Source organism: Martinezella lusitana, from assembly GCF_010668395.1.
Classification (GTDB): domain Bacteria; phylum Pseudomonadota; class Alphaproteobacteria; order Rhizobiales; family Rhizobiaceae; genus Rhizobium; species Rhizobium lusitanum_A.
On the sequence record NZ_WUEY01000019.1, the window covers coordinates 17,415 to 40,902 of the forward strand.

Genomic DNA, 23,488 nt, shown 5'->3' on the forward strand with positions numbered 1-23,488 from the left:
CATGAGTGAACCCAAACTCAAAATCGAGGGCCTCAACAAATGGTACGGCGGCAGGAAGAGCCGTGTCCATGCGCTGAGCAACATCGATCTGGAACTTGCGGACAACGAGTTCGTCTCACTCGTCGGGGCATCGGGCTGCGGCAAGAGCACGTTGCTGTCGATCGTCGCCGGCCTGCAGGGTTTTGACAACGGCGTCCTGCTGACGGACGGCGCACCGATCGTCGGCCCCGGGCTCGATCGCGGCGTGGTGTTCCAGTCCTATACCCTATTGCCTTGGTTGACGGCTCAGCAAAATGTCGAGTTTGCGCTTCAGGCTGCAGGGCTTCCGACGGCTGAATGCCGGGATGTCGCCCGCCACCACATCGAGCTCGTCAAACTCACCAAGTTCGCCGATGCGTTTCCGTCGCAACTGTCCGGCGGCATGAAGCAGCGCGTCGCGATTGCGCGCGCTCTGTCCTACCGCCCGAAAATGCTGCTGATGGACGAACCGTTCGGTGCGCTCGACGCCCTGACGCGTCATCAAATGCAGGAACTCCTGACGCAGATCTGGGAAGAGCACCGACTGACCGTTCTCTTCGTCACCCACGACGTCGAAGAAGCCGTCTATCTTTCGGATCGCATCGTAGCAATGAGCATCAATCCGGGCCGCATCAATGCGACCTTTCATGTTGGGCTCGCTCGGCCGCGCAACCAGGATATGATCGCGACCGCAGAGTTCATAGCTCTTCAGAAAGAGGTTCTCGCGGCCATACGCGCCGGATCACAGGGCGAAATGGAACATTGATCGGCTCACGGCGGCACCGGACCGCGTGTGCCGCCTTCCAGGGTCCGAAGTCCTGATATTCAGCTGAACCTCGAAAGCAGATTCCGCATGATGCGTCCGACGTTGTTGTCCTGGCCCGCTTCAGGCAGTGCGCCGATCCAGGCCACCGACGACACCGAGAAGACGATTCCGCCGCCGTCGTGCCGATAGACCGTCATGTCAGCGCGGCGTAGGGAATTACGCTCCGCCTCCCCGCCAGCGATCCAAAGGTCAGGTCGGACCTGGAAACTGTCGTCAAAATCATCGGCGACAGCGAGCCTGACCAGGGTGTCGGGTGTTTCTTCCGATTGAAGGACGGCATCGATCTCATAGCCTGCGGCGGCGCCGAGAACACGGCCCTCGCTTCCTATGGCTTCCGATCCGACACCCTCGAAAAGCCACGCATATTCGCCGGAATAACTTTGTTCCAGGCGGCGATAGGGCCGAGAGCGTCCGAAGCTCATGATCACGTAGGTAACCCCGACAAGCGCCTGCGGATGATTAAGACCGCGATCCTCCCAATTGCCGCCCGGTTCTCCGGTGAACGAAAGATGGCTCTCGCCCGGCCGACCTGTCCAGATATCGTTCTTTCCCCGTCGCAGTTCCATCAGATCGTCCTGAAATGCAACAACCCAATAGAAACCGTTTCCGCCGAGATAGGCGAGGCTGCCGCCGGAGCCCAGATAATCCTTGAGGCCGCTCATCATCCGGGAGGACCAATATTCCGGGTGGCTGCCCGTCATAAGCATTCGGTATGGGACAAGCGCGTTTTTGCCCTCCCGATCGAGGTCATGGTCCGTTAAAATATCGACGTCGATTGCGCTGCGAGCGAGAAATTTCAGAAGCTCGAGATCGACGGATAGAAGATGCGGCGAGTTGGAAAGCGGATAGTGATAGTCTTCGCGCAATGTCGCCCGCGGGCGGCGGCTACTCGTCAGACTGACACCGCTCAAATCGCCATGAACATCATAAAGGCTCAGGAAGTTATTATCGATCGCGAAGCGGTGAGCCCTATCGGTGCCATGCCAGGGATATCGTTGCGGAGGCAATTGCTCGTCAGCGTAGGCGAGATAGGTCGCCGTCGGCAAGAGAAGAGCAACAGAAGCTTTCGGAACCGCCGGACGGACGAAGAATGAAATTTTCTCGACGCCAACTCGCGTTTCAATGGCAACGGCGTATACGCCGGATCTACTGCCTGGCGGCACCGCAATCCTGAGATCAGGCTCCCAATGGAATCCGCCAAAGTCATCGTCATGAAGATGAATGGCATCGAATTGATCCGGGGCAAGCCGTGGGTCGTGAACCTCGCCATTGAACCGGGGCGAGGCTACGCTGAACGTAGGGGCGTTGCGAATGGCAAGCGCCGGTCCTTGACCGCCGATGGGGACAAGTTCTCCAATATTTCCTTGTGCCGGAAAGCGCCATTCGAAACTGGAACTCACCGACTGGAAAAATATCCGGCCGATCCGGGCGTTGAGTGTCGCACAAAGGTGGGTTGGTTCAGCTCCGATAAAAACCCGGTCCGGCTTTGCAACACCGCCCAGGGTGAGTTCAAACGCTTTACCAGTTGCCGGCTCGACGATGCTGACCCTTGCGACGTCGGACCCGACCAAAACCGATAGCCGATACCAACGCTCGTTTCGCGCACGCATCATGCTCTGCCCGTTGACATGAATGTCTCCGGAACTATCGATCGTTAGGTTGAACCCGGACCAGGTGATGACCGGCTTCGTATCAGCGTTGCGCGTGAAAAGAACCTCGACGGCGAGCTCGCATGTCGGGCCGTCGAAAACTGTCGGAAGTTCGATCCAGGATCCGAGATCGTAGGCCCGTTCTTCAAATGCGTCGGACAATCTCTCCAGGGGCCAATCCAGGCTTTCGGCCTGATCTCTATCCAGTTCCATAACTGAAACTCTAGCACCAGGGTCGCAGCATGATATGAACGCTTCGATATTGCTGCCTGCCTTCACGCTCCATGGCTCGACGAAGCCGACGGCAGCCATTGCGGAGTGGTCCAACTTTCTTCGCATGCGTCACTCTTTTCCGCTTCCGTTCGCGCGATTTCGACAATACCGCCGTCGTGATTTGTTACTCAACGCGATCAGATGTCCATGGGTCACAGGTGGAACGGCTATGCCGACGCAGATTTGCTTTCCTGCGCCGCTTCGATAACAAGACCAAGCTTGTTGGCCACCTGTTCCGTGCCGGCTGGCCTTGTCGATCAGCAGGGTGAATGAGAACCTCTCGCCACTGGCCATTGGCCATTGGCCCGATACGACCGGAGCGACGGCCGTCACCATCCAAGATCTGCTTCCTCCAAGGTTTTCAGAGGGACAGGTAGCCGAAAACCGCGCGGTTGACGCGCTCAAGCAGTGCCGTGCTGTCTGTCTCGCCGCGCCTTCCGGCGGCATCGACCATCCCCCGGATGATCGCGATCAGATCGCCCACCGCTTCGGCGGCGCGGGCCGCAGGCGGCAGATCATCGGCAGTGAGGCAGCGCCGGAATAGCCCGTCCATCTCGTCCCCCATCTTTTCGACAGCCGCATCCGGCGGAAGGCGTGCCTCTTCCACATCGAGCAATCGCGCCAAAACCGGGCGCCGCAACTGATTGGCAACGGCTGCAGCAACCATTCGGCCGAGGCAATCACGCCCGATCGCACCTGCGGCCGCACCTTCCACGTCCCTCAGGGCCTGTTCCATTTCTCGCACGATCAAGGCACGCGTGATCGAATCCTTGTTCGGAAAATACTGGTAGAGCGAGCCGATGCTAACCCCTGCAAGTTCGGCGACCCTGTTGGTCGTATAACCCTCGAAGCCCGCATCCTCGAGAATGCGAGCAGAAGCTTCCAGAATGGCCGAAACGGTTTCGGCGGAGCGCCTCTGACCCGGCTGTTTCCGGGGTTTTAGGGGATCGGCAGCAGCTTTGCTTTTCATGGGTGAATGCGAGTAGCCAAAGTGAGCTTTTACTCACATCATAAAGCCATCGATATTCGTTTTCAACAGGCACTCCGATGACTGACCTCGAACTTCTTCTTGCCCCCGTGACAGATGCGGTTGAAGCCGCTGGCAGAACCCTGCAAAAACGGTTCTCGACCGCCTCCCGTCCCGGCGACATGGCGACGCTTCTTAGCGAAATCAATGCGAACGACGCAGCCGTCACGGACGGTCTGCGCAGATCTCTTCTGGCACTCCTGCCCGGTTCGAGCTGGATCGATGACGAAGAGGAGGGCGGGCCGCTGCCGCAGGGCGACTGGTGGGTCACCGATCCTGCAGAAGGCAATGTCAATCATGTTCACGGCCGTCCGCAATGGGGCGTCTCCGCGACGCTGGTGCGAGACGGCGAGCCCGCCCTGACCGTCGTCCGCCTGCCGATGACCAATGAGACATTCACAGCCATACAGGGTCGCGGAGCGCGGTTGAACGGCACTCCGCTGTCTGCCTCCAGGAAAACCGAGCTCGGCGCTGCGATCGTCGCCACCGGTCAAGGCAAGCCTGGTGAAGATGGTGATATCTACAGGCGCGTCGGACAGGCGGTGACCGCGATGCTGAATGCCGCCCTGCTGGTCCGCATGTCGGTGCCATCGACGTTGGAACTGGTAGAAGTCGCGGCCGGCCGCCTGGATGGCTTCTGGCAATACAGCCAGGTACGGTCGGGACTTGCCGGCGGCGCCTTGCTTGTTCGGGAGGCAGGCGGCGTCGTGACCGACATGAGTGGCAGCCCGTGGACACTTGCCAGCACGGGTTTCATTGCCGCCTCGCCCGGCATCCATAGCGACATCGTCCGAACGCTTTCCCCGATTGCCTGATCGAATTTCTCGATCAATTTACCTGGAGATCCATATGACTAGACTTGCAATCCTCGGCGCAGGCCGGGTTTCGACCGTGCTTGCCGCCAAGCTTGCCGCTAACGGACATATCGTAACAATCGGCGTCCGCGACCCGTCGCGAACAAAAGACAACTGGAAAGGGCCGGAGCTTCGAATCTGTGCCATGGCGGAGGCCGTCGAAGACGCCGATGTCGTCGTCAACGCCCTGCCGGGCGATACGAGCCTCAACGTGCTTTCTGGCCTGAGCGGACACCTGTCGGGTCGAATTCTCGTGGACGTCGCCAATGCAACAAAACGCGGGCCTGACGGAATGCCAGCCGGGCTTCTTTATCCGGACACCAGCCTTGCGGAAGAATTGCAACGGGCACTACCGCAGACGCGCGTGGTAAAGACGCTCAACACCATGCTTTCTACGATCATGGCGGCCCCGGACGCCCTTGCGCAGACGCCGACTGTCTTTCTCTCGGGCGATGATGCGACAGCCAAGCAGACCGTCAGGGCGTTGCTTCTCGATCTTGGCTGGGCCGACGATTGGATCGTCAATCTCGGACCGCTCGCGAGTGCGCGCGGCACGGAAGCATTCGTGCTGATCGTCCCATTCGTGCTCAAAGCGAAGGGCTTCGCGCCGTTCGCGCTGACCATGGCACGGTGAGTTTCCGGCCCCGCCGGATATCTATAGGCAGAGGACGTTCCATTGTGGCACCCTCCTCGCCTGCCGTTCGAAAGTCGGACATATATACCTGCCCTTCCCGTCAGCGTCGCCTGGCGGGAAGATGGTGCAGCAGCGAGCGGCACGCCTGCATGATGTGATCCGTCAGGAACGCGGCCGCCTGTTCCACATCGCCGGTCTTGCAGATCGCCAGCAATTCGCGATGCTCGCGATCGGCCGTCTCCTTGCCGTGCGACAGAGTGAGCTGCACCCGCAAATAGCGCTCGAGCCGGTCGTTGACCGAGCGGATCGTGCTGACTAGATAGGGTCTCTGCGCGTCCTCATAGAGGCAGCTGTGAAATTGCCAGTTGAGCTCCGACCAGCGCGCGACATCGGCCTCCCTTGCAAACTCATCGCAATAGGCCTGCGCCTTCCCGAAGGTCCTGTCCGTCATGAAGGGAATTGAAAGCCGCAGCGCATTCGATTCCAGGATGGCGCGCACCTCGAAGATCTGCGCGATCTCCGGTTCCGAAACGCTGGTGACGATCGCGCCTCTGTTGCGATGGAATTCGACCAGCCCTTCGGCCTCGAGACGCTTCAGCGCCTCGCGCACCGGGATCTTGCTGACGTTGAAAAGACGGGCGACGTCGTCCTGACGGATCGGTTCCCCTTCGTCGAGGGAGCCGTCGGCGATGGAATCCCGGATGAACTTCAGGATGACATCCGACGTGCTCGGCGCCTTTCCCAGATTGGGTATCTCATCGACGTTGAGAGGCATTCAATCATTATTCCCTGGAAATGGCGGAAGGCGACCGACGGTTTCAAGGCCGCGGCGTCTCCTCAATATCGTGATCTCCTTCCGCCGCGCAAGCGCGCATCTCGGCTGTTGGGCGAAAGGAAGCACGGCCATCGCAACCGTCTCGGCCCTGCTCGAAGCCGCGCGATGCCGCTTGACGCTCGCGCATAATCGTATACGTTATCCGAAAATTTAAGATAACGTATACGATCACGGCCCCGGGAAGGAATGTTGCATGTCACCTCTTCTGGCGCCGTGCCTCGGCTACGCCACCGCTGTATTCGTAAGGAACTGAGACGGAAATGCGCACATCGAAAGTCATCCATGTCGTAAGCTGCCATGCCGAAGGAGAGGTTGGCGACGTGATCGTCGGCGGCGTCGCCCCTCCTCCGGGGGCGACCGTCTGGGAACAATCACGCTGGATCGCCAAGGACGAAACCTTGCGAAACTTCGTTCTCAACGAACCGCGCGGCGGCGTCTTCCGGCATGTGAACCTGCTCGTTCCGCCGAAGAACCCCGAGGCACAGATGGCCTGGATCATCATGGAGCCGGCCGATACGCCGCCCATGTCCGGATCGAACTCGATCTGCGTGTCGACCGTCCTGCTCGACACCGGTATCATCCCGATGCAGGAGCCGATCACCCGCATGGTGCTGGAAGCGCCGGGCGGCCTGATCGAGGTGAAGGCCGAATGCCGCAACGGCAAGGCCGAGCGCATTCATGTGCGCAACGTCCCGTCCTTTGCCGACAAGCTCGACGCAAAGCTGGAGGTCGAGGGCATCGGCACGATCACCGTCGATACCGCCTATGGCGGCGACAGCTTCGTGCTTGTCGATGCCGCCTCGCTCGGCCTCAGCCTCCAGCCCGACCAGGCGCGCGACATCGCCCGCCTCGGCGTCAGAATTACCGAAGCCGCCAATGAGCAGCTCGGCTTTCGCCATCCTGTCAACGACTGGAACCATATCTCCTTCTGCCAGATCACCGATCCGGTCCAGATGAAGGACGGCGTTCTCTGGGGAAAGAACGCCGTCGCCATTCGTCCCGGCAAGATCGACCGCTCGCCGACCGGCACCGGCTGCTCGGCGCGCATGGCCGTTCTGCATGCAAAGGGTCAGATGAAGGTCGGCGACCGGTTCGTCGGGACATCGCTCATCGACACGGAATTCCATTGCAGCATCGACGGCGCCGTCGACCTCGACGGCACGGCCGCGATCAGCCCGATCATATCAGGCCGCGCATGGATCGTCGGCACGCACCAGCTCATGGTCGATCCCGATGATCCTTTCCCGGCCGGATACAGGCTCTCCGACACTTGGCCCATGGATCTCTAGAGGAAAGCCAACCTGTCGCGGAGGACGGCATTCGCAGGAAGGCCTTCCTCGCGATTTGAACTGAACGCAAATAACTGGGAGGATAACCTTGCGTACTTCGTGGAAATCGACCGTTTCGGTCGCATCTTTGCTTATCGCTCTTTCGCTGCCGGGCTTCGCCGTGGCCGACGAACCCGTCACCGGCGGCACGCTGCGGATTCTTGCGACCGGCGAGCCTGATCATATCGATCCTGCGCTGGCAGGCATGGTAAACACCAACAACCTGCTGCGCGCCATATCGCGGCAGCTGGTCAGCTATCAGGCTTCCAACGACCCCGATATTGCCATCAAGCCGGTCGGCGATCTCGCGACGGAGGTTCCGCAGCCGACGGACAACGGCCTGACCTACACGTTCAAGCTGCGCCAGGGCGCCATGTGGAATGCACCTTCCGGCGCGCGCCAGATTACCTCGGCGGATGTGAAGCGCGGCTTCAAGCGGCTTTGCAATCCGCTCATGCAAGCCTCCACGCTGACCTACTTCACGGCGCTCATCTCCGGCCTGAGCGAATTCTGTGACGGCTTCGCCAAGGTGCCGCCGACCGTCGCCGACATGAAGAAATACATAGAAGAAAATGACGTGAAGGGCATCGAAACGCCCGACGACCAGACGGTCATTTTCAAGCTCAAGGAACGCGCGGGCGACTTCATCTACATGCTCTCGCTGCCCATGCCGGCTCCGGCTCCGGTTGAAGTGCTCGACTATCTTCCCGACGGCCCGGAATACCGCACGCATTTCGTCGGAAGCGGCCCTTACACCATCGGCGAATACACGCCTGATACCAGCCTGAAGCTGGTGCGCAATCCCGCCTGGAAGGCGGAAAGCGATCCGCTGCGCAAGGCCTATGTCGACGATATCGAAATCACCATGGGGCTGCAGGCCGACGCCATCATGCAGCAACTGCAGTCGGGAGACGCCGATCTTGCCTATGACATCAATGTCCCGACGGCCATCCTGGCGACTCTCGCCGCCAATGGCGACGATAAGCTGACCGCGCTATCGGCCGGCAACACGAACTTCCTGTTCATCAACACCGTCTCCGACAACAACAAGGGCGCGTTGAAGGACATCCGCGTGCGCCAAGCGCTGGAATATGCCATCGACAAGGCCGCGATCGTGCAGCAGTGGGGCGGCCCGAAGGTTGCCGAACCCGCCACGGGTATTTTGGGACTTGGCGTGCTCGGGCATCACAAGTTCGACCTCTATCCCTCGCCGGAATCCAAGGGCGATCCGGAGAAGGCCAAGGCCCTGCTCGCCGCGGCCGGCTTCCCGAACGGCATCACACTGAAGATGCCCTATCGCAACAAGGATCTGGAGGTGGCAACGGCCGCCACCATCCAGGCCAGCATGGCGCGCGCCGGCATCAAGCTTGAACTCGCGCCCGTAACCGCCGCCGACTACTACTCGAAATTCATGACCAATCCGGTGAACACGAAGAACGGCACCTGGGATATCGCGCCCGTGGGCTGGACACCGGACTGGGTTGGCGGCGCTGCGCGATCCGTCTTCCAGCCGCAGTTCACCTTCGACGGCACGCATCAGACCTACAACTACACCGACTACAACAATCCGAAGGCAAACGAGATTGCCGCGAAGGCAATCAACGCCACCACGCCGGAGGAAACCGGAAAGCTGTGGGCTGAGGTCGATGAAATGGTCATGGCCGACGCGCCGGTGGTTCCGCTGATCGCCAACAAGAACCCGCGCTATCGCAGCGAAGCGGTGAAGAACTTCCAGCCCTATGCCCTGGGCGTGGAAGGCGATTGGACCAACCTCTGGATCGAACGCTGATCCGTCGCTCCCATGCATGGCGCCGCAGCTCCGCTGCGGCGCCTGAACGCAATCTCGGTTAAAATGCGAGGTTACCCTTGACCATTCTGGAGGCAAAGGGACTGACGGTCGATATTCCGACCGAGGATGGCGTCGTACATGCCGTACGCAACGTCTCCTTTTCGATCAGGCCCGGTTCGATTTTCGGCATTGCAGGCGAATCCGGCTCGGGAAAGAGCGTGCTGACACAGGCCGTCATGGGGCTTCTGCCCAATGCCGATGTTCGCGGCGAGGTCTGGCTCGAGGGCCGGAATCTTCTCAGCCTGCCTCAATCGAGCATGCGCGCCTTGCGAGGCGGGCGCATCGGCATGGTCTTTCAGGACCCATTGTCGAGCCTGCATCCCTTCTACACCATTGGCTCGCAGATCGCCGAGGTCCTGCATACGCATGAGACGATCGATCGCGAAGCCGCTCGCGCCCGGGTGATCGATATGCTCGGCAAGGTTGGCATCCCCTCGCCCGCCGAACGTTTCGACAGCTACCCGCATCAGTTCTCAGGCGGGATGCGCCAGCGCGTGATGATCGCCATGGCGCTCATCCTCAATCCTGCGCTCATCATCGCCGACGAGCCGACGACCGCGCTTGACGTCACGGTTCAAGCTCAGATCATCGATCTGCTCGACACCATGCGGCGCGATTTCGGCACCACCATCATTTTAATCACGCACGATCTCGGCCTGCTGTCGAGCGTCGCCGACGATGTCATGGTCATGTATGCCGGCAATCGGCTCGAATACGGGCCGGCCCGCAGCGTTTTCCGATCACCGGCACACCCCTATACGGCGGGATTGCTGCGATCGACACCGGCAAGCTACGCGCCGGGCACGCAGCTGGTTCCGATCAGGGGGCGTCCGCCGAGCCTGCTGGCAACGCCTGCCGGATGCATCTTCGCGCCGCGCTGCAGTGAGCAGCTTGCCGACTGCACGAAACGGGTTCCGCCCTTGCGCGTCTACAGCGACGGCGTCGAATCCCTCTGTCTGCTGGAACCGAAGACCGCGCCGCCTTCGCTTGCCGGAACCGCCGGGAAAACCGGGGCCAAGGTCGCCCGTTCCGAACAGATCGCGAAGATTGAAGACGTCCGCCTCACCTATCATGTCGGCAGCTTCTTCGGGCAGAAACGCACCCTCGAAGTCCTGAAAGGCATCGACCTGACGATTGCGCGCGGAGAAACGGTCGGCCTCGTCGGTGAAAGCGGTTGCGGAAAGTCCACTCTGGCTCGCATCGTCGCCGGACTGACGCCGGCGACGTCGGGCAAGATCAACGTGCTTGGCCACGATATGAGCAATCTCAAGGGCCGCGAATGGCGCGAGATGCGCCGGCAGATCCAGCTCGTCTTCCAGGACCCGTTCGGATCGCTCAATCCGCGCCGCCGCGTGGGCGCCATTATCGGCGATCCCTTCCGCCTGCACGGTGTCGCGTCGGGAGAGGAGCGCCGCGAAAAGGTGCGGCATCTGATGGAGATGGTCGGCCTCAACCCCGAGCACTATAACCGCTTTCCGGCGGAATTCTCCGGCGGCCAGCGCCAGAGGATCGGCATCGCGCGCGCCTTGGCCCTCAATCCGGCGCTCGTCATCTGCGACGAACCCGTCTCGGCACTGGATGTATCGATCCAGGCGCAGGTCCTCAATCTGCTCAAGGAATTGCAGCGGGAGCTGGGCCTGACCTATCTGTTCATCTCGCACGATCTCTCCGTCGTGCGCCACATCTGCGACAGGATCGCCGTCATGCAAGGCGGCAAGATCGTCGAGCTGGCCGCGTCCGAGCAGCTCTTCGCCGATCCGCGGCACCCCTATACCCGCACATTGCTATCCGCATCGAAAACACTTTCCGTCGCCGACGATGGAAAGCCCCCGAGGTCATTGATCGAGACGAGACAGGTGACAGCATGAACGACGTCGCAACACCAGATGCTTCAACGCAGACGGACGTGGTGCAGCGCGGCTCGCTCGAGCTGACGCTGCGCCGCCTGCAACGCGACAAGGCGAGCATGATCGCCCTCGGCGTCATTCTGGTCATCGTCGTGCTCGCGATCACGGCGCCGTGGATCGCCGCGTTGACCGGGCATTCGCCCATCGAGCAGTTCCGCGATACCGGTCTTTCGCCGGCCGGCATTCCTGTCGGACCGGGCGAACAATTCTGGCTCGGCACCGATCAGCTGGGCCGCGACGTGCTGGTGCGGCTCGCCTACGGCGCCCGTATTTCCCTGCTGGTGGGAGTATTCGCCTCTGTGCTGGCATCAACGATCGCCGTGATCGTCGGCACGACGGCAGGTTATCATGGCGGCCTGACCGATATCGTGCTCAGCCGGCTGATGGACCTCGTCATGAGCGTCCCTTTCCTGCTCTGCGCCCTTGCGCTCGTATCGGCCTTCGGCCCTAGCCTGACGCTCAGCGTCTGCGTGATCGTCTTCTTCAGCTGGGCTCCAATGGCGCGCGTCATCCGCGGTCAGGTGATCTCGCTGCGCAAGCAGGATTTCGTTCAGGCAAGCCGCTCGCTCGGCGCTGGCCCTCTTTCGATCATGGTCGTCGACATCCTGCCCAATCTGGCGGCTCCCATCATCGTCTACACCACCATGCAGATCCCGAGCTCGATCGTCTTCGAGGCGACCCTGTCGTTTCTCGGCATGGGAATCGTGCCTCCCACGCCGAGCTGGGGCGGAATGCTGGCGGACGCATCGTCCAACTCCCTCTACCTCGTCGCCTGGTGGCTGGTCTTCGTGCCCGGCACGGCGCTGCTGCTGACGACGCTTGCCTTCAATATCCTCGGCGACGGTCTGCGCGACGCGCTCGATCCGAAGAGTGCGCGCACCGTCCGTCGTTTCAGGCTGCAATCCAGGGGAGCGTCCAAGCGATGATCCGATTTCTTACCCAGCGCCTGATCTTCGGCGCGGGCGTCCTTCTGATGCTCTCCGCCTTCGTGTTCTTCCTGTTCTTCGTTGCGCCCGGCGACCCCGCCCGCATGATCGCCGGCGACAAGGCGACCGAAAGCCAGCTCGAACAGATCCGCAAGAATCTCGGCGTCGACCGGCCGATCATCGTGCAATATGGCGCCTTCATGCAGAAGGCACTGTCAGGCGACCTCGGCTTTTCCTACCGCAACCAGCAGCCGGTCGCGCCGATCATCGTTCGACGGATTCCCGTGACCCTGTCCCTTGTTTTGGGCGGCGCGCTGCTTTGGCTCGCCATTGGCATCCCGATGGGGATCATGTCGGCACGATACGCCGGCGGCCTGCGGGACCGCATCGGACAAGCCTTCATCCTCGTGGGTTTGAGCTTTCCGACCTTCGTGCTCGGGATGATGTCACTCTATCTCCTTTACTTCATCCCCAAGCAGGCAGGGTTCACTCTCTTCCCTCCCGGCGGATACAAGGCGCTGACGACCCAGCCGCTGCTTTGGGCATGGCATCTCGTGCTGCCGTGGACCACGCTGGCCTTGACCATGGCCGCGGTCTATGCCCGGTTGACGCGCGGCCAGATGCTCGACGTGATGGGCGAGGACTATATCCGCACCGCTCGCGCCAAGGGCCTCAGCGAGCGGCGCGTGGTCTGGAAACATGGTCTTCGGGCGGTGCTGACGCCGCTTGTCACCCAGCTCGGGGCCGATATCGCCATGCTGCTCGGCGGTGTCATCATCATCGAACAGGTCTATGGGCTGCAGGGCGTGGGCGCGCTTGCGGTTCAAGCCGTCGCCAATCAGGATCGTCCCATCATCATCGGCGTCGTATTGCTCGGCGGAGTGTTCATCGTCATATCCAATATCGTCGTCGACCTCTTCTACGTGTTGCTCGACCCCCGCGTACGCTGAAAGACCATCATCATGATCGTTTCCGAATACACCATCCCCGGAATGCATATCCGCGATCACCTCCTCACCGTGCCACTCGACTGGTCCGATCCATCCGGCAGGACCATCGAGTTTTTTGCGCGCGAGGTCGTCGATCCGGTCCGCAAGGCCGAAACGCTGCCGGTTCTCTGCTTCCTGCAGGGCGGCCCCGGCGGCAAGTCGCCCCGCCCCACGCGCGGCGGCCCGTCATGGCTGGCCGAGGCCCTGAAAACGCAGCGCGTCATTCTGCCGGACCAGCGCGGCACGGGGCGCTCGACTCCGGTCGACGCGGCGACGATCGGCCAGCTCGATGGCGAAGCGGGTGCCGACTATCTGGCCTGCTTCCGCGCCGATTCCATCGTCAAGGATCTGGAGCATTTCCGCAAAACGGCGCTTGAGGGCCGCCGCTGGCAAACGCTTGGCCAGAGCTATGGCGGCTTTCTTACCCTCACCTATCTCAGCCAGGCGCCCGAAGGCCTGTCCGCCTGCTATATCGCCGGCGGCATTCCCAGCCTCCAGCCTGATGCCGACGAGGTCTATCGCCACACCTATCCCCGCGTGCGGGCCAAGAATGCCGCTTACTACAAGCGATATCCGGGCGATGTCGCGCTCGTCGGCAAGATTGCGGATTTCATCGACGGAAACGACGTGCGCCTGCCGGACGGCGACCGGCTGACCGTGCGCCGCGTCCAGACCGTCGGCCTCGATTTCGGCATGGCGCACGGCTTCGAGAACATTCACTGGCTGGTGGACGAGGCCTTTGCGGACGGGAAGCAGGACAGGCTTTCGGATCACTTCCTGGCTTCGGTCATGAACCTCACCTCCTATCACGGCAATCCGCTGTTTGCGGCCATCCATGAGGCGATCTATGGAGAGGGCGACGGCGCGACGGCCTGGTCAGCGGAACGGCTGCGTGCCGACTTCCCCGAATTCGATCCGGCCGCGCGGCCCTTGCTGTTTACCGGCGAAATGATCTACCCTTGGATGTTCGAGGAGATTTCCTCCCTCAAGCCGTTCAGGGCCGCTGCCGAAACACTGGCTCAGCGCCCGCATCATAGCGCGCTCTACGATCGCGATCGTCTCGCAGCAAACGAAATCCCGGTCGCCGCCGCGATCTACCATGACGACATGTATGTAGACGCCGGCCTTTCGCTGCAAACCGCGCGCGCAGTCGGCAATCTGGATTTCTGGATCACCAATGAATTCGAGCATGACGGCATTCGCCAGTCGGCATCGGTGTTCGAACGGCTTGCCGCGTTCGTCGCGCAAAAGGGCGGGCCGCTTGCGGCGGAATGATCGTGGGGATGACGATGAGCAAAACTGAAAATACCGGCAGGCTGACCAATGTACGCACCTGGCTTGCAAGGGCGAAGCTGGATGGGTTGATCGTCCCGCGAACGGACGCCCACCAGAGCGAAGTCACGGCGGCGCATGACGATTGCCTGGAATATATAAGCGGCTTCACCGGCTCCGCCGGCATGGCGTTCGTGCAGCAGGAGCAGGCGCTGATCTTCGTCGACGGACGCTATCAGGTGCAGGTGCGCAACGAAGTGGATCTATCCGCCTTTGCCGTTCATCATCTCCATGACGATCCGCTTGATCTCTGGCTGAGCCATCACGGAAAGCCGGGCTGGCGGATCGGTATTCACACCCTGCTCATCAGCGGCGCCCTCTATGAAAAGCTGCTGGCGGGATGCAAGGCGGCGGGTGTCGAACTGATAACGCTCGATGCGGATCCGTTCGATGAAATATGGATCGACCGGCCGCCGCGGCCGGTCGGTCTCATCCGGGCAATGCCGCCTGCGGTTTCCGGAGAAACGTCGGCAAGCAAGCGCGATCGGATCGCGGGCAGGCTGAAGGCGCTGGGTGCGGATCAGCTGGTGGAGACGTCGCCCGACAACATTGCATGGCTGCTGAACGTGCGCGGTTCCGATGTCGCCATGGACCCCGTGCCGCATTCCTTCCTGCTGCTCGATGCCGACAATCGCGCTCAATGGTTCGTCGATCACCGCAAGCTCGGCAACGATCGGGCCGAGTTCGAATTGTCCGATGTCACGATAGCCGACCCGGAGGATTTTCTCGGTGCCGTCGGAAAGGCGTCAGCAGGCAAGACGACGCTGATCGACCCCGACTTCGCGCCGCAAGCGGTCCGCGCCCGCATCAAGGCGGCTGGGGGCCAGACGATCGAGCAAACGAGTCTTCTTGCAAGCGCCAAGGCCACCAAGAATGCCACGGAGCTGGAAGGCTTTCGCGCCTGCCACATCGAGGACGGCATCGCGCTTACCAATTTCCTGGCCTGGCTCGACAGAGAATGGCATCGCCGGCAGGCCTCGGAGCTGCTCCTGACCGAATTGGACGCAGAGGAGCAACTGATCGCCTTTCGCGCCAAGCATGCCGGCTATTTCGAACCGAGCTTCCGCACGATCTCGGCCGCGGGCGGCAATGCGGCCATGTGCCACTATCACGCCCAACCCGATACGAATGCCGCCATCGAAGAGAACAGCTTCTATCTGATCGATTCCGGCGGCCAATACGCCAACGGGACGACGGATGTGACCCGCACCGTCCTGTTCGGCGAAGCCAGCGATGAAATGCGGGAGGCCTATACCGCGGTTCTGAAAGGCTTCATCGCACTGGTGACGGCGCGCTTCCCGCTTGGAACACAGGGGCACCAGCTGGACGCGCTGGCACGCCGCCCGCTATGGGACATGGGGCTGGATTACGATCATGGGACGGGGCATGGCGTCGGCCACAATCTACTGATCCACGAATATCCGCACCGTTTCGCGAAAAAGCCCAACCCGCACAATCTGGAACCCGGCACGATCATGACGGTCGAGCCCGGCTACTACAAGGCGGGCGCCTTCGGCATTCGGATCGAGAACCAGGTGGAGGTCGTGGCCGACAAGCCGGGCTTCTGCCGCTTCGATAGTCTGACGCTGGCACCCATCGATCTTCGCATGGCCAAGCTCGACAGCCTGACGGCGGCGGAAATCGATTTTCTGGACACTTATCACGCACAGGTTCGTTCGCAGCTTTCGGAGAAGGTCGACCCTGAGACCCGCCCCTATCTCCTCCGGCATACGCAGCCAATCGCGCAACGCCATCAGGCTAACGAGCGATGATATCGCCCCGACTGACACTCAAGCGCCAGGTCGCGCACGGCCCGCGACGGCCGATGCGCCTAAGTCAACCGGAAGCACAGTGCCGATACTGTATGAGGTGCCGGGCTTCTTGCGCGATTCCACTCCCCAATCTCGGCCGCGGCGGGCTACGCCGTTGTCTGCAACGCCATGGCATATCCCGACTGCCCGTATTTGTTCGAAGCCGCGCTGCAGCGGAGATCCCACAACATCACGTCACCCTGAAAATCCGCGGCCCGCTTTCGGAGGCCAACAGATTCAAGCATTTCTCCAGCGGCTTTTGCCCGCCGATCAGAATTTTCCGACCATCAGGCAAAGGATGGTGAACATCATCTGAGCGGCAATCTGCGCCGTATTGGTCGTGGAGTCGTATTGCGGCGCGACTTCCACGACATCCGCCCCAACGACGTTAACCCCCTTCAGGCCGCGAAGAAGCGCCAGAGCCTGTCCAGGCGACAGACCGCCCACTTCGGGAGTGCCTGTGCCAGGGGCGAAGCCAGGATCGATGCTATCAATGTCGAAGGAGATGTAGGTCGGATGATCGCCGACCAACATCCGTGCCTTTTCAACAAGAGCCTCGATGCCGATACCGGCCACCTCTTCGGCGTGAATGACCGTCATCCCCGATTCATACGAGAATTCCCAAAGATATTCGGCTCCTCCTCGAATTCCGATTTGGATCGTGCGATCGGGGTCGAGAACGCCGTCCAATACGGCAAGGCGAAACGGCCCACCGTGCTGAAATTTCGCGCCTTCGTATGGTCCGGCCGTGTCGCAATGCGCATCGATGTGGATCAGGCCAACGGGCTGCTTTTCACCAACGGCCTTCAAGATCGATGACGTGATTGAATGGTCGCCACCCACGCTGAGCGGCCTTATCCCCGCGGCCACAAGGCGCTTGTAGAACGCCTCGATATCGGAATGGCAGCGCGCGAGATCATATCTGCTCTCCATCGGCACATCGCCGATATCGGCAATCTTGGCCTCCGAAAAGGGGGCACATCTGAGGACATGCTCGTAGGGACCAATGCGTTCGATGGTTCTCAACGCCCGGGGGCCGAACCTGCTTCCGTTCCGGTTGGTGACGCCCAGATCCATGGGAACTCCCGCAAGCGCCACATCGATCCCTCCAAAATCGGGGAGGTCCTGAGCGTTTGGCAGGTATGGCGCGTCAAGGAATGTCGGGACACCGGCAAATGGCCACCTGCGCTTGTCGCTTCCGTTGAACTGAGACTTGGCGACCTTTGCAAAATCCGCGTCGAAAATGTCTCCCCCCGACGCAGCCAAATACTTTTCCCTGAGCGCGCGCAGCTTCTCGGTATCCATTGTTTGATTTCCTCCTTACGTTGATGTCACCTTTGGCCCGGAACCTGACATCATGCCCAAGTCGGCCAGCCGGCCATTGCGATAGGCGCGCCAATGTGCCGCCGCCCAATCAGCGTCTTTCTTCGCGCCAGCGCTCCACCTCTTCAACGCGTGCCTTGCCGCCGCGTGGCCCATGGACAGTGACCGAACGCGAGGCGGCGGCGACGGCGAAATCGAGGGCATCGGCAAGGGGCTGGTTGCGGGCGAGACACCATGTGAGCGCTCCGCCAAAGGTATCGCCGGCGCCGGTTACGTCTGCCACGGCAACTGGGTAGCCGGCTACATATGCGCGGCTGCTCCCGTCAAATGCTTCCGCACCCTCGGCGGCCAACGTGCGCACGACCCAACCGACCTTATTGTCGCGTATCCAACCGCCAATGCGGGAAAGATCATCATGACCGAAGGCGTTTCGGAAGCCGACCTGGTTGAAGATGACGACGGCCGCTTCCGTGAGATAAGGCAGATCCTCAGGCGCGCAGCCACCCACATCAAGGTCGAAGATGGCGCGGCGGCCGTGACGGCGCAGATCGGCCAGTAGGTCGGCCTGCCCAAGCGGACCTTCCTCGGTCTCCGCATGCAGACGGCGGACGCGGTAAAGTGTGGTGTAGAGGAAGCCCGGCTGACGCAGAGCCGCGAGCGTTGCCGGCGCCAGCCACATCGGCTGTTCGCCCATCTCGACCGTAAGGACGACGTGCTCGCCATCTATCAGGAAGATGAAGTTGCGCGATTCCGGAATGGCGGGATCCGTCAGCATATGATCGACCCCGACACCGTTTTGCCTGAGATCGGCAATCATGCGGTGCGATAGCTGGCTATCGTTCAGCAAGGAAATGAACTGGGTGTCACCGCCAAGGGTCGCATGTACGACCGCTGCGTTTGCGATTGAGCCACCGATCTCGGCCGGCAGTTCCCTGACCATGCCCTTGTCGGCACGGCCGGGCCAGCGATCGGCGGTGTAATATTCGTCAAGCGCCACGTCGCCGATGAAAAACGCCGTCATGCGCCCGACCCTTCGTTGGTGCGGACTTGCAGCGGTCCGGCGGCAACCGGGACCCACGGGCTTTCGCCGAGGCCGCAAATCGCCATCCAATAATAGGAGGTCGGGCCGGAGACGCCTCTGCAGGCATCATGCCAGACGTTGCGGTGCATCACCACTCCCTGCCCCGGAGCGATGATGAACGCCTCGATATCGTCGCGATGCGGCGCGCTGGCCATCGAGGCCGGTGCGACGGCAAGGACCACCGCGTCGGCGGCGCAGAAGATCGCCTCTTCCGTCTGCGGATGCCGCTCCATGGCCGCGCAGTTCCAAGGGGCGCTTCCACCGCGCGTCATGCCGAGATGGCCCGAGCCGTCAATCAGCGGCCTGCGGGTGAACCCGTCGGTCCATCCCTCGCCCGTCGTCCGGATTACATCCGGATCGGCATCGCCGATAAGATCATAGACCTTGCCGTAGCGGGCGAAATTCTCGGCCGTTACATGCCGTGCGACGATGGAGCTCATATGGCGCTCCGTGCGGTGCGAACGGCGCGCATCAGGCGGGCGACATGTGCGGCCTCGACGCGGCCGGTATCTTTGTGGCTGTCCTTGAACCAGCTCCCAACGATTGCGCCATCAGCTTCAGCGAGCTGCTCGACGGCATTTGCTTCGGTGAGGCCGGCGCCGATGAGAAGCGGCGTGCCGGCTCCAGTTACCGAGCGGAAGCGCGCGACCTTCTCCATATCGGTCGGTTGACCGGTGGCGTCCGACGTGACGACGAGACCGTCGCAGCGGGCGGCACCGATGCGCACATCCTCTTCTTCCGGCCGGCCCGAAAGGATCGGCTGATATTTGAAGCGCACGCCGCCGAGCAACAGCGCCCGGACTTTGGCTCTCCTTGCAGCGAGATCGGCAGCGAAGGTCATGTCGGCCTCCGGCGGCAAGTGACCGGCGACGGAATCGACCTGGAGGAAGGCGACCGGATATTGCTCCGCCAGCGCGAAAGCGCGCTCGTTGTCGCGCAACACGTTGACGCCAATCTTCGAGCCGAGATCAAGGACGCATAGCCGCTCGAGCACACGCTCCACATCGTCGGCGTCGCCGAAGTAGTTCTCGACCACCAGCCCGTCGACACCTTCACCGGCCATGATGCGGGCTTCTTCCTCGGCCTGCGCACGCTTTGCGGCGGGGCCGTCGCCGGACAGGTGCAGCATGCCGAGAATGGGTTTCGAGGTAGTGAAAGTCTCGCCGAAGCGGCTCATGTCAGTTCTCCTGCGTCACACCGCTGTCAACGGGTGCGGTCTCGCGCCCCCAGCGCGTTGCGAATTTCATCTGGACGGCCGGCGAGTAGACGATCGACGTGCGCTCGACCAACCGGTCGTCGGCGTCAAGTACGTCCCCGCTGGCGCAAAGATAGCCCGGCACTTCAAGTGCCGGAGCAAAGACCTCCCGCAGGCGATCGGACGGCGGCACGACAGTGAGCAGCAGTTCCGAGCGGAGGGGATGGCGGTTATAATCGCGGCGCAGCACCTCGTAGAGCGATTGCTCGCCGAAATCGTAGGCATCGATGCCCGGATAGAGGGAAAGATCGAGCTGCGAGGTGTCGACGTTCAGCCAGCTGATCGTTTCGCCGTTGGCAAGCCCTCGTGCACGCACCAGGAGGAGTTCGCCATTGTCCACCCGGTGCTCCAGCACCCTCGTTACCGGACGCTGGCCCTGCCGGCGGGCGAGCTCCGTGAAACTGCCGAAGTTCCAGATATTGTGGCTGATCGGCCGATGCGAGACGATCGTGCCTCTGCCGCGAACCTGCTGAACCAGCCCTTCCGACACCAGGAGCGCCATGGCGTTGCGCACCGTGGTACGGGCAATGCCGAACTGGTCGCGCAACTGGTTTTCCGATGGGATCGATTCTCCTTCGGAAAAGTCCCCGCTGAGTATTGCGGCCCGTAAAGCCCGATAGAGCTGCCGGTAAAGCTGCTCGCTCGAATAGAGGTCGAGACGAAGGCGCGACAGTCTGTCGTCCAGGCGTTCGCCTGTTGTTTTGGCATCTGATGTGGAAGGTTGGGTCAAGGCAGGCTCCGACGGAATCTTGTTACTTGTTGGCTCCGTTTATCTTGAACTCTTCGACGCCTGCTTCTTTCAAGCCATAGCGATCGAGGATCTGTGCATAAGTGCCGTCCGCCTTTAGCTTATCGAGCGTGGCGCGCACGGCATCGCGCAGCTCGCCGTTCGCCTTTGCAAAGGCGATGCCGTAGTAATTCACGTCGCCCACCTGGCCGATCTGGTAAAACTTGCCCGGTTCCTGCTTCATCAAATCAAGCAGGCCTTCGAGGCCGATCACCGAGGCTTGCGCACGGCCCTGGCGGATCTGCATGATATGCTCGGCCTGGGTCGGGATCTGGATGACGTTGATCAGCTTGCCTGCCGGGCAGATAGCCTTGCCGAGATCTTCCGCCCAGGTGACCCAGCTCGTTCCCGTCGCCACCGCGACCGTCTTGCCGCAAAGGTCGGCTTCGGTCTTGATCTCGCTTTGATGGTCGGTGGTCGTGTAGAAGACGTTGCCTGTCTTGAAGTAGTCGATGAAGTCGAGCTGCTTCTGGCGTTCGGTCTTGTCGGAGAAGGCGGTGATGACCATGTCGGAGCGGCCGGTCACGACCTGCGGGATGAGCTGCGGAAACTCGACGTTCTGGAACTCCGCCGTCAGGCCCAGACGCTCGGCGACGGCTTTGGCGAGGTCGATGTCGAAGCCCTTGAGTTCGGTCGAACCGGCATCGCTGTATTCCATCGGCGGATAGGCGAGGCTGATGGTGAAGTTAAGCTTGCCGGCCGAGCGCACCGCCTGCGGCAGGGCGGCAGCCAGCTTCTCGTCGCCGGCGGCATGAGCCGCGCCGCTCGCCGCAAGGCCTATAAGCGCGGCCGAGGCGAGCCCCAGTACCTTTGAAAGTCCCTTTTTCATTGTCCGTTCTCCCATTGTTGGACTGAAAAGTTTTCACGCGAGCACGCGGCTCAGGAATGAGCGCACGCGCGGATCGGCGGGGTTGCTGAGCACTTCGCTGGGCGGGCCGATTTCGCGGATCTCGCCGTCGATCATCACCACGACCCGGTCGGCGACCTCCCGGGCAAAGCCGATTTCGTGGGTGACGACGATCATCGTGGTGCCGCCGCGCGCCAGATTGCGCATGACCTCCAGCACCTCGCCGACAAGTTCCGGGTCGAGGGCGCTCGTCGGCTCGTCGAAGAGCATGACGCGCGGCTCCATGGCGAGCGCGCGGGCGATCGCGACTCGTTGCTTCTGACCGCCAGAGAGCTGCGAAGGATAGCTTGACGCTTTGGCGGCCATGCCGACCTGCTCCAGCAGATCCATGGCGCGCGCTTCGGCTTCCGCGCGCTTTATTCCCCGCACCACCATCGGCCCCTCGATGACGTTGCCGAGCACCGTGCGATGGGCGAAGAGATTGAAATGCTGAAACACCATGCCGAGCTGGCTCTGCTGGGCGCGCAGATGCCGCAACGACAATTCCTGCAGGGCGCCGTGCGATAGCGTGTAGCCCATAATGGCTCCGTCCACCCAGACATAGCCTCCGTTGGGCGTTTCGAGATGATTGATGCAGCGCAAGAACGTGCTCTTGCCGCTGCCGGAGGGGCCGAGGATGCACAACACCTCGCCATAGGCGACATCCAGGTCGAGGCCCTTCAGAACCTCGTGATTGCCAAAACTCTTGCGGATTCCGACCGCCTTGACTGCGAGACTCATGCTTCCCTCGTGGTGACCGGTCGCCGTGCCCAGCCCGAGAACCAGCGGCGCTCGGTGGTAGCGTTGGCCGCGTCGCGGCCGAAATGGCGCTCGAGATAGTATTGGCAGATCGAAAGAACCGTGGTGCCGGCCAGGTACCAGATGGCGCAGACGAACAGCAGTTCGATGACTGCGCCGTTGATGAAGTAGATGCGCTGTGCCGCATTCAGCATCTCGCCCATGGCGATGGTGGCGGCAAGCGAAGAGAACTTCAGCATGCCGATGGCGCTGTTGCCTAGCACCGGCAGGATCAAGCGCAAGGTCTGCGGCAGGATGATGCGGCGCATGGTCTGGCTGGGAGTCATGCCGAGCGTATGCGCTGCTTCCTTCTGGCCGCGATCGACGGAAGCAATGCCGCCGCGCACGACCTCCGTGAGATAGGAGCCCTCGTTGACGCCGAGCCCAAGGACGGCAGCGACGAAGGGCGTGACGACATCGACCATGCGGGCATCTACGAGGCCCGGAATATGCAGCCGGGGAAAGACCAGCGCGATGTTGAACCAGATGAGAAGCTGCAGCAGCACCGGTGTGCCACGGAATATCCAGACGTAGAGCCAGGAGGCAAAGCGCAGGATCGGGTTTTCCGAAAGTCGCATGATGCCGAAGGCAAAGCCGAGGAAGACGCCGAGCACGAGGGCGCAGGCTGAAATCAGCAGGGTCCAGCCGAAACCGGTAACGATGACACCCGCCGTCAGAAACTGGCCGACCACGGTCCACTGGATTTGCCCGACGGCGAACGCATGGCCGATGACAATCAGGAGGATGAGAACAAGGCCACCGCTGACCCAGCGTCCGGGGTGCCGCAGGCGACGCACGGTCACCTCGGGACCAGGGAGATCCGCAAGAGACAATGTGGCGGTTGGTTTTGGATCAGACTGTGACATGATTTCCAGATTGTAGGGTTAGGCCTACAACTAGATAGAAGCTCGACCTGATGAAGTCAAGCGGCATTTGTCCGGACGTTTTCCGCTTCTAAAACCGATGTTCCGTTCAGGCTACAAAAGGTGGTTCCGTAAAGAAGAATACAGGCTTCACACGAACCGCTCGCCGACGGGATGCTTTTGGCTGGGAATTGAAGCGGGATCGGCGACCGATGAGAAACGGCAGATCGTATCAAT

Annotated in this window: 21 protein-coding genes; 10 read left to right on the forward strand and 11 right to left on the reverse strand. The window is 61.5% G+C overall.

Going from position 1 to position 23,488, the window contains the following annotated elements:
* Position 1 precedes the first annotated feature (1 nt).
* Positions 2–784 (forward strand): ABC transporter ATP-binding protein, encoded by a 783-nt coding sequence (locus GR212_RS28515; protein WP_163991888.1) that lies wholly within the window; start codon positions 2–4, stop codon positions 782–784.
* Positions 785–843: 59 nt separating this feature from the next.
* Here the strand turns inward: GR212_RS28515 and GR212_RS28520 are convergent, their stop codons facing one another.
* Together GR212_RS28520 and GR212_RS28525 are read right to left on the reverse strand one after the other, a co-directional pair.
* Positions 844–2,805: a N,N-dimethylformamidase beta subunit family domain-containing protein gene (locus GR212_RS28520; RefSeq protein ID WP_163991890.1), complete on the reverse strand. Its 1,962-nt coding sequence runs from the start codon at positions 2,803–2,805 to the stop codon at positions 844–846.
* A gap of 322 nt (positions 2,806–3,127) precedes the next feature.
* Positions 3,128–3,736: a TetR/AcrR family transcriptional regulator gene (locus GR212_RS28525; RefSeq protein WP_163991892.1), complete on the reverse strand. Its 609-nt coding sequence runs from the start codon at positions 3,734–3,736 to the stop codon at positions 3,128–3,130.
* Positions 3,737–3,813: 77 nt separating this feature from the next.
* Between GR212_RS28525 and GR212_RS28530 the strand changes: the two genes are divergently transcribed.
* Both GR212_RS28530 and GR212_RS28535 read left to right on the forward strand, forming a co-directional pair.
* Positions 3,814–4,608, forward strand: coding sequence for an inositol monophosphatase family protein (locus GR212_RS28530; RefSeq protein ID WP_163991894.1), 795 nt, complete (start codon positions 3,814–3,816; stop codon positions 4,606–4,608).
* A gap of 34 nt (positions 4,609–4,642) precedes the next feature.
* Entirely contained in the window at positions 4,643–5,281 is a 639-nt protein-coding gene (locus GR212_RS28535) for an NADPH-dependent F420 reductase (RefSeq protein ID WP_163991896.1), read from the forward strand.
* A 100-nt stretch (positions 5,282–5,381) separates the two neighbouring features.
* Here the strand turns inward: GR212_RS28535 and GR212_RS28540 are convergent, their stop codons facing one another.
* Positions 5,382–6,056, reverse strand: coding sequence for a GntR family transcriptional regulator (locus tag GR212_RS28540; RefSeq protein ID WP_163991898.1), 675 nt, complete (start codon positions 6,054–6,056; stop codon positions 5,382–5,384).
* A gap of 320 nt (positions 6,057–6,376) precedes the next feature.
* On the opposite strand from GR212_RS28540, the gene GR212_RS28545 reads away from it, so the two are divergent.
* The 7 genes from GR212_RS28545 to GR212_RS28575 all read left to right on the forward strand — a co-directional run bounded on the left by GR212_RS28545 (position 6,377) and on the right by GR212_RS28575 (position 16,219).
* A complete protein-coding gene (locus tag GR212_RS28545) occupies positions 6,377–7,405 on the forward strand; it encodes a trans-3-hydroxy-L-proline dehydratase (protein ID WP_163991900.1) in 1,029 nt (342 codons plus the stop codon).
* Positions 7,406–7,493: 88 nt separating this feature from the next.
* A complete protein-coding gene (locus GR212_RS28550) occupies positions 7,494–9,233 on the forward strand; it encodes an ABC transporter substrate-binding protein (protein WP_163991903.1) in 1,740 nt (579 codons plus the stop codon).
* Positions 9,234–9,310: 77 nt separating this feature from the next.
* Positions 9,311–11,161 carry an ABC transporter ATP-binding protein gene (locus GR212_RS28555; protein ID WP_163991905.1) on the forward strand — a complete coding sequence of 617 codons (1,851 nt, stop codon included), beginning with the start codon at positions 9,311–9,313 and terminating at the stop codon, positions 11,159–11,161.
* Positions 11,158–12,126 carry an ABC transporter permease gene (locus GR212_RS28560; RefSeq protein WP_163991907.1) on the forward strand — a complete coding sequence of 323 codons (969 nt, stop codon included), beginning with the start codon at positions 11,158–11,160 and terminating at the stop codon, positions 12,124–12,126. Before GR212_RS28555 ends, GR212_RS28560 begins: the two co-directional genes overlap by 4 nt.
* On the forward strand, positions 12,123–13,076 hold the full coding sequence (locus GR212_RS28565) for an ABC transporter permease (protein WP_163991910.1): 954 nt from the start codon (positions 12,123–12,125) through the stop codon (positions 13,074–13,076). Before GR212_RS28560 ends, GR212_RS28565 begins: the two co-directional genes overlap by 4 nt.
* Before the next feature lie 12 nt (positions 13,077–13,088).
* On the forward strand, positions 13,089–14,390 hold the full coding sequence (locus tag GR212_RS28570) for an alpha/beta fold hydrolase (RefSeq protein ID WP_163991912.1): 1,302 nt from the start codon (positions 13,089–13,091) through the stop codon (positions 14,388–14,390).
* A gap of 14 nt (positions 14,391–14,404) precedes the next feature.
* The gene (locus GR212_RS28575; protein ID WP_246726019.1) at positions 14,405–16,219 is read left to right on the forward strand and encodes an aminopeptidase P family protein; all 1,815 of its coding nucleotides are present in this window, start codon (positions 14,405–14,407) and stop codon (positions 16,217–16,219) included.
* Between the two features lie 309 nt (positions 16,220–16,528).
* Here the strand turns inward: GR212_RS28575 and speB are convergent, their stop codons facing one another.
* The 8 genes from speB to GR212_RS28615 form a co-directional block, all read right to left on the reverse strand.
* Positions 16,529–17,563, reverse strand: coding sequence for an agmatinase (gene speB / locus GR212_RS28580; RefSeq protein ID WP_163991916.1), 1,035 nt, complete (start codon positions 17,561–17,563; stop codon positions 16,529–16,531).
* Positions 17,564–17,672: 109 nt separating this feature from the next.
* Entirely contained in the window at positions 17,673–18,602 is a 930-nt protein-coding gene (locus GR212_RS28585; protein WP_163991918.1) for a carbohydrate kinase family protein, read from the reverse strand.
* Positions 18,599–19,102 (reverse strand): ureidoglycolate lyase, encoded by a 504-nt coding sequence (locus GR212_RS28590; protein ID WP_163991920.1) that lies wholly within the window; start codon positions 19,100–19,102, stop codon positions 18,599–18,601. The genes GR212_RS28585 and GR212_RS28590 overlap by 4 nt, the downstream gene beginning before the upstream one ends.
* Positions 19,099–19,839 (reverse strand): BtpA/SgcQ family protein, encoded by a 741-nt coding sequence (locus GR212_RS28595; protein WP_163991922.1) that lies wholly within the window; start codon positions 19,837–19,839, stop codon positions 19,099–19,101. The genes GR212_RS28590 and GR212_RS28595 overlap by 4 nt, the downstream gene beginning before the upstream one ends.
* A 1-nt stretch (position 19,840) precedes the next feature.
* Positions 19,841–20,647, reverse strand: a complete 807-nt coding sequence (locus GR212_RS28600; protein ID WP_163991924.1) for a GntR family transcriptional regulator — start codon at positions 20,645–20,647, stop codon at positions 19,841–19,843.
* Positions 20,648–20,669: 22 nt separating this feature from the next.
* Positions 20,670–21,533 carry an ABC transporter substrate-binding protein gene (locus GR212_RS28605; protein WP_163991925.1) on the reverse strand — a complete coding sequence of 288 codons (864 nt, stop codon included), beginning with the start codon at positions 21,531–21,533 and terminating at the stop codon, positions 20,670–20,672.
* A gap of 33 nt (positions 21,534–21,566) precedes the next feature.
* The gene (locus GR212_RS28610) at positions 21,567–22,331 is read right to left on the reverse strand and encodes an amino acid ABC transporter ATP-binding protein (protein WP_163991927.1); all 765 of its coding nucleotides are present in this window, start codon (positions 22,329–22,331) and stop codon (positions 21,567–21,569) included.
* Entirely contained in the window at positions 22,328–23,254 is a 927-nt protein-coding gene (locus GR212_RS28615; RefSeq protein ID WP_163991929.1) for an amino acid ABC transporter permease, read from the reverse strand. The genes GR212_RS28610 and GR212_RS28615 overlap by 4 nt, the downstream gene beginning before the upstream one ends.
* Positions 23,255–23,488 lie beyond the last annotated feature (234 nt).